Source organism: Rhizobium sp. P1_C7 (assembly GCF_056406295.1).
Genome location: NZ_JBFUAL010000005.1, coordinates 23,336 through 36,794 on the forward strand (window position 1 = coordinate 23,336; position 13,459 = coordinate 36,794).

Genomic DNA, 13,459 nt, shown 5'->3' on the forward strand with positions numbered 1-13,459 from the left:
ACATGACCAGCGATACTTTGCTCAAGGTCGAGCGCCTGTCGATGAAGTTCGGCGGCCTGATGGCAATCAACGACTTTTCGTTCGAAGCCAAGCGCGGCGACATCACCGCGCTGATCGGACCGAACGGCGCCGGCAAGACAACCGTGTTCAACTGCATCACAGGCTTCTACAAGCCGACGATGGGGATGATCACGATGCAGCAGAAGAGCGGCAAGGAATTCCTGCTCGAGCGGCTGACGGACTTCCGTATCACCAAGGAAGCCAAGGTTGCTCGTACGTTCCAGAACATCCGGTTGTTTTCCGGTCTGACCGTTCTGGAAAATCTGCTCGTCGCCCAGCACAACAAGCTGATGAAGGCGTCCGGCTATACGATCCTCGGCCTGCTCGGCGTCGGCAGGTACCGCGCAGAAGCGAAAGCCTCGATCGAGCTCGCGCGTCACTGGCTGGAAAAGGCCGACCTGATCGATCGTGCCGATGATCCGGCCGGCGATCTGCCCTACGGCGCACAGCGCCGCCTGGAGATCGCCCGTGCCATGTGCACGGAGCCCGAGCTGCTGTGCCTCGATGAGCCTGCTGCGGGCCTCAACCCGCGTGAATCGGCGGTGCTCAATGCGTTGCTGCGGGACATCCGGACCGACACCGGCACATCCATCCTGCTGATCGAGCATGACATGTCGGTCGTGATGGAGATTTCGGACCATGTGGTCGTGCTCGAATACGGCCAGAAGATTTCGGATGGTACGCCCGATCAAGTGAAGAATGATCCGAGGGTCATCGCGGCCTATCTCGGTGTCGAGGACGAGGAAGTGGAACAAGTGATCGCAGCCGTCGAGAACCTCGAGGGAGGCTCAAACTGATGACCGGTCAACCACTTCTGAAAGTTCAGGGCGTTGAAACCTACTACGGCAACATCCGCGCATTGGCGGGCGTCGACGTCGAGGTCAACCAGGGCGAGATCGTCAGCCTGATCGGCGCCAACGGCGCCGGCAAGTCGACGCTGATGATGACGATCTGCGGCAGCCCGCAGGCCCGCAACGGCTCGGTCGTTTTCGAAGGGCGCGACATCACGCGGATGCCGACGCACGAGATCGCAAGACTGCGCATTGCGCAGTCACCCGAGGGACGTCGCATCTTCCCGCGTATGACCGTCACGGAAAACCTCCAGATGGGTGCGGGTCTCGACAACCTCAAATATTTCAATGAGGACGTCGAGAAGATCTTTGCGATGTTCCCGCGTCTCAAGGAGCGCCAGTCGCAGCGCGGGGGAACGCTTTCGGGCGGCGAGCAGCAGATGCTATCGATCGGACGCGCGTTGATGGCACGTCCGAAGCTTCTCCTTCTCGACGAACCGTCGCTCGGTCTTGCGCCGCTGATCGTCAAGAGCATTTTCGAGGCGATCAAGAAACTCAACAAGGAAGACGGGCTCACCGTGTTCCTTGTCGAACAGAACGCCTTTGCGGCGTTGAAGCTGTCCGACCGTGCCTACGTCATGGTCAATGGCAAGGTCACCATGAGCGGCTCCGGGCGCGAGTTGCTGTCAAATCCGGAAGTGCGTGCCGCCTATCTCGAAGGCGGACGGCATTGAGCATGACGAAGGGGAGACTTTGATATGCAGGGACTTTTCTTTGAAAGCGATACCGGCGTTCGCAGCGTCATCCGTTTCGTGGTTGTGCTCATCGGATTCTGGACGGCATGGCGCTCCGGGCGCGCCGCCGCCGAGGGATGGAGCAACTATCCGCTGGTCATCGCCTACACACTTTTGCTGGGGGTCGCGATGCAGTTCCTGCATCACGCGCTCTTCGACGGGCCATTCCTCAGCGCATTTTACTACGTCATCGACGTGGTTCTTCTGTTGATCTTCTCGACGGCCGGCTATCGCTATCGCCGGACCAACCAGATGGTCAATAACTATTACTGGCTGTACGAAAAGACGTCCCCCTTCTCCTGGAAGGCAAAACATTGACAACCGGTTGAATCTAGGGACAGATTGCCCCTGGAGTAGAACAAGTTTCCTGGCGCGGTAAAGTGGGTATTGCGCTGGGTCGTGGAACGGAACCCGCTAAAAAATTGGGAGTAACATAATGAAGAAGTCTCTTCTGTCGGCAGTGGCTCTGACGGCGATGGTCGCCTTCAGCGGCAACGCTTGGGCCGACATTCTCGTTGCTGTTGCCGGTCCATTGACAGGCCCTAACGCGGCATTCGGTGCTCAGCTCCAGAAGGGTGCCGAACAGGCAGCTGCTGACATCAACGCTGCTGGTGGCATCAATGGCGAGCAGATCAAGATCGTGCTCGGCGACGACGTTTCCGACCCGAAGCAGGGCATCTCGGTTGCCAACAAGTTTGCAGCTGACGGCGTCAAGTTCGTGATCGGTCACTTCAACTCGGGCGTTTCGATCCCGGCTTCGGAAGTCTACGCCGAAAACGGTATCCTCGAAATCACCCCGGCTGCTACGAACCCCAAGTTCACCGAGCGCGGTCTGTGGAATACGTTCCGTACTTGCGGTCGTGACGACCAGCAGGGTGCGATCGCCGGCAAGTATCTGGCCGACCACTTCAAGGATGCCAAGATCGCTGTCGTTCATGACAAGACCCCTTACGGTCAGGGTCTCGCCGATGAAACCAAGAAGGCCATGAATGCCGCTGGTATCACCGAAGTCATGTACGAAGGCATCAACACCGGCGACAAGGACTTCTCGGCACTCATCGCAAAGATGAAGGAAGCCGGCGTATCGATCATCTACTGGGGTGGTCTCCACACCGAAGCTGGTCTGATCATCCGCCAGGCTGCCGACCAGGGCCTGAAGGCTACGCTCGTTTCGGGTGACGGTATCGTTTCGAACGAACTGGCATCGATCGCTGGCGACGCTGTCCAGGGCACCCTGAACACGTTCGGCCCGGATCCGACACTGAACCCGGCCAACAAGGACCTCGTTGCGAAGTTCAAGGCTGCCGGCTTCAACCCTGAAGCCTACACGCTGTACTCTTATGCTGCGCTGCAGACGATCGCTGCCGCTGCCAAGGCTGCCGCTTCGACCGATGCTGAAGCCGTTGCGGCTGCCATGAAGGCAAAGGGCCCGTTCCCGACCGTTCTCGGCGACATGTCGTTCGACGAAAAGGGCGACCCGAAGCTGCCTGGCTACATCATGTACGAGTGGAAGAAGGGTCCGGACGGCAAGTTCAGCTACTTCCCGCAGGAAGCGAAGTAAGAGCTTAGCCTCTGATCAGTATCGAAGCCCGGCACGCGTGCCGGGCTTTTTTCTTTCGGGGGATCGCTTTTAAGGACCCCTTGCCAGTCCGATGCAATTGCCGCATCGTCCCGGCTCAGCCAACAGATACGGAATTGCCATGTCCCGCCCGACGCTTCTCCTGACCCGGCGCTGGCCCGTCGCGGTCGAGTCCGCGCTGTCCCAGCGCTTCGATGTACGCTTCAATCATGAAGATCGTCCGCTGCAGGTCGAGGCAATAGCGGCTGCGTTGCGGGATTTCGACGCCGTGCTGCCGACGGTGTCGGACAAGTTGCCCGCTTCCGTCTTTGACGGCGGTCCGATCCGGACGAGAATTCTTGGCAATTTCGGTGTCGGCTACAATCACATCGACGTGGCGGCGGCGAGAGCGCGGGGCATCGCAGTCACCAACACACCGGGCGTGCTGACCGATTGCACGGCCGATATCGCCATGCTGCTACTCCTTTCGGTCGCGCGCCGCGGCGGGGAGGGCGAACGTCAGGTGCGCGCGGGCGACTGGCGGGGATGGTGCCCAACGCACATGATCGGCACGAAGGTCACCGGCAAGACGGTCGGCATCATCGGCTTCGGCCGTATCGGCAAGGCGTTCGCACAACGCTGCCATTTCGGTTTCGGCATGGATGTCCTCTTCTACAACCGATCGACGATCGATCCCGTGGAGGCAGCGCGTTATGGCGCCCGTCAGTTGCCGACCGTCGAAGATGTGCTCGTGGCATCCGACTTCGTGTCGCTGCATTGCCCGGGCGGAGCGGAGAACAGGCATCTTATGAATACGGCGCGGTTTGCGGCAATGAAATCAGGCGCTTTCCTGATCAACACCGCCCGCGGTGACGTCGTCGATGAGACCGCATTGATCTCGGCCCTGAACCAGGGTGTCATTGGCGGTGCAGGCCTTGATGTCTACGAGGCGGAGCCGCACGTGCCTGAGGAGCTCAGAGCCATGGAGAATGTGGTGCTGCTGCCGCATCTCGGTAGCGCGACCGAGGAAACCCGAACTGCGATGGGTATGAAGGTGGTGGACAACGTCACTGCGTTCTTCGAGGGCAGGGAGCCACCGGACCGGGTGGCTTGAGCTCACTGGGCTGGGTAAGAGATGTCGGGCGCTAGTTTCCGCTTTTTTCCGAATTGCGAAAACGCTCCATCCTTTTGTTTCGACGCAAGGCCGAACCCAAAACCGCTCTACACCTTTGCTCGAATTGCTCCAGGCGCGATCACGTATCGCACTGGATGATCTGGCCGTTGCAGCGCGTTGCAAAAATCCTCAGACGATCCACATCGTGGAGCCTGTCCTTTATTGCCCGCTGTAAGTCCATTGCAGCTACGACCCTCGTCAGGCCTTCTGCTGGCGTACGAGAGAGGGGGTCAAGAATGGCCGCCTAAGCCCGGTAAAGTCCGAGCCTTCGCGTTTCTGTCGTGGCGAGTGATTGCAGGCGGGCGACATCACATCTCGTGCAGGACATGCGCCGCCTTTACCGCTGCCGACGCGCGGTTTTCGACGCCAAGCTTCACGTAGATCTGTTCGAGATGTTTGTTGACGGTGCGGGCCGATAGGCCAAGGATTTCGCCGATATCGCGGTTGGCCTTGCCTTTTGCGATCCAGAGCAGCACCTCGGACTCCCTTTGGGTCAGGGAAAAACGCTGCCGGAGCACCTCGTCGTTGGCACGCTGATTGTTGGCGGTCAGGCGGAAGAGGTATTCGTCCGGGCCGATCGTTCCGAGGAAGGCAAGGTGGAGCACATCCTGGCCGCCGTGCGCGACAGAAATGGGGATTTCCCGCACGGACGAGGCGCGGTTCTTCATCCAGCCCCCGATCGTACCGATGACCGTATCCATACCGTCGTCGCTGCCCATGGCCGCGTTGACCAGACGCGTTGCCTGCGGCGTCGACCAGTGGATGTTCCCGTCACCTTTCACCGCCAGCAGGTGGCGACCGGCTGCATCAAGTGCCACGCGGGCGCTTTGGGCCGAACGGGCGTTTCTCAGGTGGACGCCGATGCGCGCGCGCAGTTCATCGATGTTGATCGGTTTTGTCAGGTAGTCGACGCCGCCGGATTCGAGCGCATGCACGACGTGCTCCGTCTCCGTCAGCCCGGTCATGAAGATGACGGGTATCTGGCTGATGGCAGGGTTTGCCTTCAATCGCCGGCAGGTCTCGAAACCGTCCATCGCCGGCATGACGGCGTCGAGCAGGATCAGGTCGGGGGTGATGCGTTCGACAATGCTGAGTGCGGCGGAGCCGGAGGTGGCAATCAGCACGGAGAAGCCGGATTGCTCCAAGGCATCGGTCAGAAAACCGAGCGCATCCGGCGAGTCATCCACCAGCAGAACGATATCGCGCGGGAGCTCAGCCAAGGGATTCTACCTTTTCGTCGAAGCGGTGCAGGAAGGTCATGAAGCCGTTGAGATCGAAGGCGGCGACATAGGAGCGAAGTTCTTCGGTAAATGGCTGATTTGCCTCTATCTTGGCAAGGTCTGCAAGTTTCGCTTCGATGCCTCTGATATAGCCGATTTCACCCAGCCTCAGCAGCTCCTGCACATGAGCGGCGCCTGGGCTTTGCAGGCGCTGCGTCGACTTGACGGGCGGCGTGGGCGGCGTTGCCTCGGCGTAGATCCATTTGAGGCCAAGATGCAAGGCAAGCTTGTCGCGCAACTGCCTGATATCGACGGGCTTGCCGATCGCGTCATTGTGGCTGTCGTCGCTGCCGCTATGGGCCGCGGCATCGCCGATGTTCGCCGACAGCATCACGATAGGCGACGTCTGCCCGGCCTCGCGCAGGCGAGAGACGAGCTGCCAGCCGTTCATGCCGGGCATCGATATGTCGACCAGGAAGAGGTCCGGCTGGATACCTTCTATCAAGGTCAGGCAGTCAGTGCCACCGGCCGCTGTCAGCACGACGAAGTCGAGGGGGGCGAGGATTTCGCGCATCATCTCGCGGTGATCCTCATTGTCGTCAACGATGACGATCGTGCGTCGAGGGCCGTCGTAGCTGACGATCTTCTTTTCCTGGGGCGGCGGCGTCATTTGGCGCAGGACGGCCGACAGCATCAGCCGGACGCGGAAGGTGGAGCCCTTGTCTTTCTCACTCGTCGCCGAGATCTCGCCGCCGAGCGTGTTGGTCAGCAGTTGAGTGATGGTCAGCCCAAGGCCCAGACCGGGCATCGGCCGTATGTTCTCGGCCTCGCCACGCTGAAAAGGTTCGTAGATGCGGCTGAGATCTTTCTCTGCGATGCCGCGGCCGGTGTCGGAAACCGTGAAGGTGGCAACCTGGCTGCGATAGCCGATGTCGAAGGTGACGATGCCTTCGTCTGTGAACTTGATGGCGTTGGAGAGCAGGTTGACGAGGATCTGGCGCAGGCGCTTCTCGTCGGTCCGCACGAATTGCGGCAGGGCCGGTGCACGCACATGGTTGAAGGTGAGGCCCTTTGCGTGAGCCTGCGGCCGGAACATGTCGACGACCTGGTCGAGAAAGTCCTGGATATTGATCTCGTTCGAATAGACCTGGAGGCGCCCTGCTTCGATCTTGGAGATATCCAAGAGGCCGTCGATCAGGCCGGACAGGTGTTCGGCGCTGCGGCGGATGACCTTGATCGAGGATTGGCGCGGGGTCGGGATCGTTTCGTCGCGCTCGAGAATCTGCGCGTATCCGAGCACTGCGTTCAATGGGGTGCGCAGCTCGTGGCTGAGGCCGACGACGTAGCGGCTTTTGGCGCGGTTGGCAGCTTCTGCGGTTTCCTTTGCGTTCTGAAGTGCCGCATCCGTCTTTTTGTGGGCGGCGATTTCCTTCAGCAGGAGCGTGTTCTGGCGCGAGGATTCTTCCTCGGCCACTACGCGGCTATCATGCGCCAGCACGTAGAACCAGCAGACCACGCCGGCAATGACGGCGAAGACGAAGAAAACGATCAGGATCGTCCCGTTGACGACCTCGGCGGTGGCCGGGGAGGCGGCGGACACCTGATGCGCGATCATGGCGAGAATGGCGCCCACGGCGGTCAGCGCGAGCACCACAGCGATGCCGTAGCGGCCAAGGCGCGTGGTCAGCTTCTCGATCACGGTTTCCGGTAAAACGGCCTTTGCCACCGTGCCGACTTGAGCGTTGAAGCGCGCCTTGGGCTTGCACATGTCATGGCAGCGGCTGTCGAGCGAACAGCACAGCGAACAAATGGGGGCGGCGTAGGCCGGGCACCATGCCATGTCCTCCGGCTCGAAGGGATGCTCGCAGACGGAACAGGTTATGTTCGTCAGGTTCTTCCAGCTATGGCGCGGCTTGCGCGCCAGATAGAACTTTCCCTTTGTGCCCCACGCGATCACCGGCGAGGCGGTCAGGGCAACCACCAGCGTGATATAGGGAGCGAGCGACGCTGCGACCGTGCCGAAGACGCCGAAATGGGCGATCAGCGCGATCGTTGCCGACAGCGTCATCGCGCCGAGGCCGACGGGGTTGATGTCGTAGAGGTGGGCGCGCTTGAACTCTATGCCGGGTGGGGCAAGGCCGAGCGGCTTGTTGATGAAGAGATCGGCCGAGATCGTGCAGAGCCACGCCATGGCGATGATCGAGAAGATGCCGAGGGTTTCCTCGAGCAGCTTGTAGATGCCGAGTTCCATGAGGAGGAGGGCAATCGCCACGTTGAAAACCAGCCAGATGACGCGGCCGGGGTGGCTGTGGGTAAGTCGCGAAAAGAAGTTCGACCAGGCGAGAGACCCCGCATAGGCGTTCATGACATTGATCTTCAGCTGCGAGATGACGACGAATGCAGCCATCAGCAGGAGTGCGGCGTTGTGCCAGGGGATCATGTAGCCGAAGGCCGTCAGATACATCTGCGCCGGATCGGCGGCGCGGTCGGCCGGCACGCCCGATGCGAAGGTGAGTACGACGAGGAAGGAGCCGGCGAGCAGTTTGGGCGCACCGATGACGACCCAACCGGGGCCGGCGAGGAATACGGCGAGGCGGTGACGCCATTTGGTCGGTTTCTCCGGTGGCAGGAATCGCAGGAAGTCTGCCTGCTCGCCGATCTGCGACATCAGCGCCAGAATGACGGCGGAGGCGGCGCCAAACTCGACAAGATCGAATGGCGCGACCGTGCCCGGCGGACCCGAGGCGTGGCGGATGCCGGAGAAGGCACGCCAGAGATCGAATTTCTCCCAGTCCGAGAAGGCGATAAACATGAAGGGCAGGACGTTGAGGACGATCCAGAAAGGTTGTGTGAGCAGCTGGAAGCGGCTGATCAGCCGGACGCCGTGCGTGACCAGCGGGATCACCATGACGGCGCTGATGATATAGCCGATCCACAGTGGAATGCCGAGCGTCAGCTCCAGGGCGCCGGACATGATCGACGCTTCGATCGCAAAAAGCATGAAGGTGAAGCTGGCATAAATCAGCGACGTGATGGTCGAGCCGATATAGCCGAAGCTGGCGCCGCGGGTCAGAAGGTCGATATCGACACCGTGGCGAATGGCATAGCGGCTGATCGGCAGGCCGATCGCCAGCATGGCGATGCTGGCGACGACGATGGCGAAGAAGGCGTTGGTCGTGCCGTAAGAGAGCGTGATCGCGCCGCCGATGGCTTCAAGCGCGAGGAAGGAAATTGCGCCGATTGCCGTCTGCGAGATGCGTTGCGAGGAGAACTGCCGCGCGCTCTTGGCGGTGAAACGGAGCGCGTAGTCCTCCAGCGTCTGGTTGGCGACCCAGCGATTGTATTCCCGTCTCACCGGGATGATGCGTTGGCGCGCTGCCATGCGTGTGTATCGGCCCCTTTATGCCCCTTGTGCGACGTTCGTAACATGTATCCGCACGGTTCTTAAGAGTGCACTGCAACGCAAAACTGCACATTTCGCCCCGTCTACTACGTCATATTACGTATACGCTTTCGCAGTGCAGCACCGGATAGTCCCTTAAGCAACAGTTAACTTGCGTTTTCGGTCTGTTGTCGAACAACAAGAGGGGATCAAGATGAATCTGAGATCATATGTTTCAGGTGCCGTTCTCGGCGCCGTCATGTCGGCTTCGGCCGCATTTCATGGAGCCGTTGCCGCTGACGACACCATCAAGGTCGGCGTTCTTCATTCGCTGTCCGGCACGATGGCGATCTCCGAAACGACGCTGAAAGACGCCATGCTGATGCTCATTGACGAGCAGAACAAGAAGGGCGGGCTTCTCGGCAAGAAGCTTGAAGCCGTCGTCGTCGATCCGGCTTCGGATTGGCCGCTGTTTGCCGAAAAGGCGCGCGAGCTGATCGAGAAGGACAAGGTCGCAGCCGTATTCGGTTGCTGGACGTCGTCCTCGCGCAAGTCGGTTCTGCCGGTTTTCGAAGAGTTGAACTCCATCCTGTTCTACCCGGTTCAGTATGAAGGCGAGGAGTCTTCGCGCAACATCTTCTACACGGGTGCCGCTCCGAACCAGCAGGCCATCCCGGCCGTCGATTACCTGATGGCAAAGGAAGGCGTTAAACGCTTCGTTCTCGAAGGCACCGACTACGTCTACCCGCGCACCACCAATAAGATCCTGGAAGCCTACCTCATCGCCAAGGGTATTCCGAAGGAAGACATCATCATCAACTACACGCCGTTCGGCTTCTCCGATTGGCAGACCGAAGTTTCCAAGATCAAGGAATTCGGCGCGGCCGGTAAGAAGACCGCCGTCGTCTCCACCATCAACGGTGACGCCAACGTTCCGTTCTACAAGGAACTCGGCAACCAGGGCGTCAAGGCAACCGATATCCCGGTCGTCGCCTTCTCCGTCGGCGAAGAAGAACTTGCGGGTCTCGACACCAAGCCACTCGTCGGCCACCTGGCCGCCTGGAACTACTTCGAGTCGGTGGAAAGCCCTGCCAACAAGAAGTTCATCAAGGAATGGCATGCCTACACCAAGAACGACAAGCGCGTGACCAACGACCCGATGGAAGCTGCCTATATCGGCTTCAACGCTTGGGTTAAGGCTGTCCAGGCTGCCGGCACGACCGACACGGACAAGGTTCTCGACACGATCATCGGCACCACGGTTCCGAACCTGTCGGGCGGCTATGCGACCGTCATGCCGAACCACCACATCACCAAACCGGTTCTCATTGGTGAAATCCAGGGCGACGGCCAGTTCGAAATCGTCCAGCAGACGCCTGCTGTCGTCGGCGACGAATGGTCAGATTACCTGCCGGACTCCAAGGATCTGATCTCCGATTGGCGCAAGCCCATGAACTGCGGCAACTTCAACGTTGCCTCGGGCAAGTGCGGCGGCAAGGGCTCCTGAGTGCGAACCCCGTCACTCCGATAGCCTGAATCAGCTTCCGTCCGGCCCTCCTGTCCGGGCGGAAGTTCCATCTTCGAAGTGCAGCCTTGATACTTCGGACGGCGAACGGTCCTCGCTGCGGATCGAAGCCGACTTGAAGGCATATTTTTCCCGATTGCGCCGGAAGGCCAACGATAACCGAGGCAAGAAAGCCGATGTATCGCGCCATCAAGATTTTGCTTCTGACGCTCTGCCTGGCAATGCCGGCCTTTGCGACCGTGCTCAAGGCACAGGAAGACATTCATCCGCTCATCGACGCGCTTGGTGTGGGCGATTTTCCCGAGCGCGAGGCAGCCATCAAGGCGCTTGTCGCATCAAAGAGCCCCCAGGTCAGCCAGATTCTGCAGCAGCTCGGCGCCGGTCAGCTTTACGTCAATCCTGACGGCGGCCCGGTTCTCCTGCAGGGCGGCACGGATGATGAACCGACCTATTCCGATCCGATCAGCGGCGAAGCCGCCAGCGACGTCGATCCCGACGTCATGTCCAAGGTCAAGATCAACAATTCGCTTCGTGGCGTCATCAGCTCTGCGATGAGCCAGCTGACGCTGCTGAGCCCGGACCGTGGCGCGCGGCTTGCCGCTGCCCAGGGCCTGCTCAGGGATGCCGATCCTGCAAATCTCGATCTCTTGAATTCCGCAATTGCAGGCGAGAAGGATGCCGACGTCAAGAACACGATGGAAGCGGCCCGCGCCGTGATGATGCTGAAGAGCGACGTCAGCGCCGAGGACAAGAAAGCCGCCATCGACACGGTTGCCGCCCGCGGAGGGCGCAACGCACTGACCATTCTGACCGCGGCGATGGAAACCGCGCCGGATGACCTCAAGGGCGAGCTCCAGGCGCATATCAACACGATTAATCGCAGTCTTGCACTGTGGGATGTGGTGCAGAACGTCTGGTACGGCCTTTCGCTCGGCTCTGTCCTCCTGCTCGCAGCCATCGGCCTTGCCATCACGTTCGGCGTCATGGGCGTGATCAACATGGCGCATGGCGAGATGGTGATGATCGGCGCCTACACCACCTATGTCGTGCAGGAGTACATTACCTCGACATTCCCAGGACTTGCTACCTATTCGCTGGCTTTTGCCGTTCCCGCCGCCTTCCTGTTTACCGGCCTGGTCGGCCTGGTGATTGAGCGCTCCGTTATCCGTTATCTCTACGGTCGTCCGCTTGAGACGCTGCTGGCAACCTGGGGCGTGTCGCTGATCCTTCAGCAGGCCGTCCGCTCCATCTTCGGGCCGACAAACCGCGAGGTCCGCAATCCGAGCTGGATGTCGGGCGCCTTCGAACTCGGCGGCCTATCGATCACCTGGAACCGTCTCTGGATCATTGTCTTCTCGATGGCCGTTTTCGTGACGCTGCTGATGCTCCTCAAACGCTCCGCCTTCGGTCTGCAGATGCGCGCCGTCACGCAGAATCGGCGAATGGCCTCGTCGATGGGTATTCGCACGGGGTGGGTCGACGCCTTCACCTTCGCGCTCGGCTCCGGCATCGCCGGGATGGCGGGCGTGGCGCTCAGCCAGATCGACAACGTCTCGCCCAACCTCGGCCAGAGCTATATTATCGATAGCTTCATGGTCGTGGTCTTCGGCGGTGTCGGCAACCTCTGGGGCACGCTGGTCGGCGCGCTGTCGCTCGGCGTCGTCAACAAGTTCCTCGAGCCCTTCGCCGGTGCTGTGCTTGGCAAGATCCTGGTGCTCGTCCTCATCATTCTCTTCATCCAGAAGCGGCCGCGTGGGCTCTTCGCACTCAAAGGAAGGGCGGTGGAAGCATGATTACGGCCTTCCTTCTCCGGTCTCTCGATCGCAAGATCGTCGTTGCACTCGTCCTTCTTCTGGCAACCGCCGTGCTGGTTCCCGCCCTCAACCTCATGACGGCGCCGAGCAACCCGCTGCATGTCCCGACCTACATCATGTCGCTGTTCGGCAAGTACCTGACCTATGCGCTTCTGGCGTTGGCTCTCGATCTCGTCTGGGGCTTTTGCGGCATTCTCTCGCTCGGCCATGGCGCCTTCTTCGCGCTCGGCGGTTATGCGATGGGCATGTATCTCATGCGCCAGATCGGCGCGCGCGGAAGCTACGGCGATCCTGTCCTGCCCGATTTCATGGTGTTCCTGAACTACAAGGCGCTGCCCTGGTTCTGGCACGGCTTCAACCATTTCTGGTTTGCGGCATTGATGGTGCTTGTCGTGCCCGGTCTGCTTGCCTTCGTGTTCGGCTGGTTCGCTTTCCGCTCCCGTGTCAACGGGGTCTACCTGTCGATCATCACGCAGGCGATGACCTACGCGCTGCTGCTCGCCTTCTTCCGCAACGACATGGGCTTCGGCGGCAACAACGGCCTCACCGATTTCAAGGATATCGTCGGTTACAACATTCAGGCGGATGGCACGCGCGCCGCTTTGTTTGCCGCGACTGCGCTGTTCCTGGCGCTCTCGCTGCTGCTGGCGTCCGCCATCGTGCGCTCGAAGTTCGGCAAGGTGCTGGTCGGCGTTCGCGATGCGGAAAGCCGCACGCGCTTCCTCGGCTACCGCGTCGAGCATTTCAAGCTGTTCACCTTCGTCGTCTCGGCGATGATGGCGGGGATTGCCGGCGCTCTTTATGTGCCGCAGGTCGGCATCATCAATCCGGGCGAGTTCGCTCCGGCCAACTCGATCGAAGTCGTCATTTGGACCGCAGTCGGCGGGCGTTCGACGTTGATCGGCCCGATCATCGGCGCCATCCTCGTCAATGGCGGCAAGTCTATCTTTACGGGTCTCTTCCCCGAATTCTGGCTCTTCGCGCTTGGCGGCCTCTTCGTCGCCGTGACCATATTCCTGCCGAAGGGGATCGTGGGCACGCTCGGTCAGCACATCGGCAAGCGCAAGGCGGTTTCCGGCGATGTGTCGTCTGTCAGGCAGGAAGACGGCGTCGATGCAAAAATCCAGGCCGCGGAGTGAGC

At 60.4% G+C, this 13,459-nt stretch carries 10 protein-coding genes; 8 read left to right on the forward strand and 2 right to left on the reverse strand.

The window, feature by feature from the left end; all coding sequences use genetic code 11:
* Window positions 1-2: 2 nt before the first annotated feature.
* From AC1D2R_RS08835 to AC1D2R_RS08855, 5 genes are all read left to right on the forward strand, one after another.
* Window positions 3-857, forward strand: coding sequence for an ABC transporter ATP-binding protein (locus AC1D2R_RS08835; protein ID WP_477966832.1), 855 nt, complete (start codon window positions 3-5; stop codon window positions 855-857).
* Complete coding sequence (locus AC1D2R_RS08840; protein ID WP_477966834.1) at window positions 857-1,585, forward strand: ABC transporter ATP-binding protein; 729 nt, start codon at window positions 857-859, stop codon at window positions 1,583-1,585. The genes AC1D2R_RS08835 and AC1D2R_RS08840 overlap by 1 nt, the downstream gene beginning before the upstream one ends.
* Window positions 1,586-1,609: 24 nt before the next feature.
* Window positions 1,610-1,963 (forward strand): DUF6867 family protein, encoded by a 354-nt coding sequence (locus AC1D2R_RS08845; protein ID WP_477966836.1) that lies wholly within the window; start codon window positions 1,610-1,612, stop codon window positions 1,961-1,963.
* Window positions 1,964-2,081: 118 nt separating this feature from the next.
* Entirely contained in the window at window positions 2,082-3,206 is a 1,125-nt protein-coding gene (locus AC1D2R_RS08850) for a branched-chain amino acid ABC transporter substrate-binding protein (protein WP_477966838.1), read from the forward strand.
* Window positions 3,207-3,345: 139 nt separating this feature from the next.
* Window positions 3,346-4,317 carry a 2-hydroxyacid dehydrogenase gene (locus tag AC1D2R_RS08855; RefSeq protein ID WP_477966840.1) on the forward strand — a complete coding sequence of 324 codons (972 nt, stop codon included), beginning with the start codon at window positions 3,346-3,348 and terminating at the stop codon, window positions 4,315-4,317.
* Between the two features lie 368 nt (window positions 4,318-4,685).
* Here AC1D2R_RS08855 and AC1D2R_RS08860 read toward each other — a convergent pair whose 3' ends face one another.
* Together AC1D2R_RS08860 and AC1D2R_RS08865 are read right to left on the reverse strand one after the other, a co-directional pair.
* The gene (locus AC1D2R_RS08860; RefSeq protein WP_477966842.1) at window positions 4,686-5,597 is read right to left on the reverse strand and encodes a response regulator; all 912 of its coding nucleotides are present in this window, start codon (window positions 5,595-5,597) and stop codon (window positions 4,686-4,688) included.
* Window positions 5,590-8,979 carry a hybrid sensor histidine kinase/response regulator gene (locus tag AC1D2R_RS08865; RefSeq protein WP_477966844.1) on the reverse strand — a complete coding sequence of 1,130 codons (3,390 nt, stop codon included), beginning with the start codon at window positions 8,977-8,979 and terminating at the stop codon, window positions 5,590-5,592. Before AC1D2R_RS08865 ends, AC1D2R_RS08860 begins: the two co-directional genes overlap by 8 nt.
* 214 nt (window positions 8,980-9,193) lie before the next feature.
* Between AC1D2R_RS08865 and urtA the strand changes: the two genes are divergently transcribed.
* From urtA to urtC, 3 genes are all read left to right on the forward strand, one after another.
* Complete coding sequence (gene urtA, locus AC1D2R_RS08870; RefSeq protein ID WP_477966846.1) at window positions 9,194-10,486, forward strand: urea ABC transporter substrate-binding protein; 1,293 nt, start codon at window positions 9,194-9,196, stop codon at window positions 10,484-10,486.
* Window positions 10,487-10,680: 194 nt separating this feature from the next.
* Window positions 10,681-12,297, forward strand: a complete 1,617-nt coding sequence (gene urtB, locus AC1D2R_RS08875) for an urea ABC transporter permease subunit UrtB (protein ID WP_477966848.1) — start codon at window positions 10,681-10,683, stop codon at window positions 12,295-12,297.
* A complete protein-coding gene (urtC, locus tag AC1D2R_RS08880) occupies window positions 12,294-13,457 on the forward strand; it encodes an urea ABC transporter permease subunit UrtC (protein ID WP_477966850.1) in 1,164 nt (387 codons plus the stop codon). The genes urtB and urtC overlap by 4 nt, the downstream gene beginning before the upstream one ends.
* Window positions 13,458-13,459 lie beyond the last annotated feature (2 nt).

Excerpts from the sequence above, each read along its gene's own strand:
- AC1D2R_RS08835 (WP_477966832.1), top strand. The coding sequence starts at position 3 with ATGACCAGCGATACTTTGCTCAAGGTCGAGCGCCTGTCGATGAAGTTC.
- urtA (WP_477966846.1), top strand. The coding sequence starts at position 9,194 with ATGAATCTGAGATCATATGTTTCAGGTGCCGTTCTCGGCGCCGTCATG.
- AC1D2R_RS08865 (WP_477966844.1), bottom strand. The coding sequence starts at position 8,979 with ATGGCAGCGCGCCAACGCATCATCCCGGTGAGACGGGAATACAATCGC.
- AC1D2R_RS08855 (WP_477966840.1), top strand. The coding sequence starts at position 3,346 with ATGTCCCGCCCGACGCTTCTCCTGACCCGGCGCTGGCCCGTCGCGGTC.
- AC1D2R_RS08845 (WP_477966836.1), top strand. The coding sequence starts at position 1,610 with ATGCAGGGACTTTTCTTTGAAAGCGATACCGGCGTTCGCAGCGTCATC.
- urtC (WP_477966850.1), top strand. The coding sequence starts at position 12,294 with ATGATTACGGCCTTCCTTCTCCGGTCTCTCGATCGCAAGATCGTCGTT.
- AC1D2R_RS08850 (WP_477966838.1), top strand. The coding sequence starts at position 2,082 with ATGAAGAAGTCTCTTCTGTCGGCAGTGGCTCTGACGGCGATGGTCGCC.
- urtB (WP_477966848.1), top strand. The coding sequence starts at position 10,681 with ATGTATCGCGCCATCAAGATTTTGCTTCTGACGCTCTGCCTGGCAATG.
- AC1D2R_RS08840 (WP_477966834.1), top strand. The coding sequence starts at position 857 with ATGACCGGTCAACCACTTCTGAAAGTTCAGGGCGTTGAAACCTACTAC.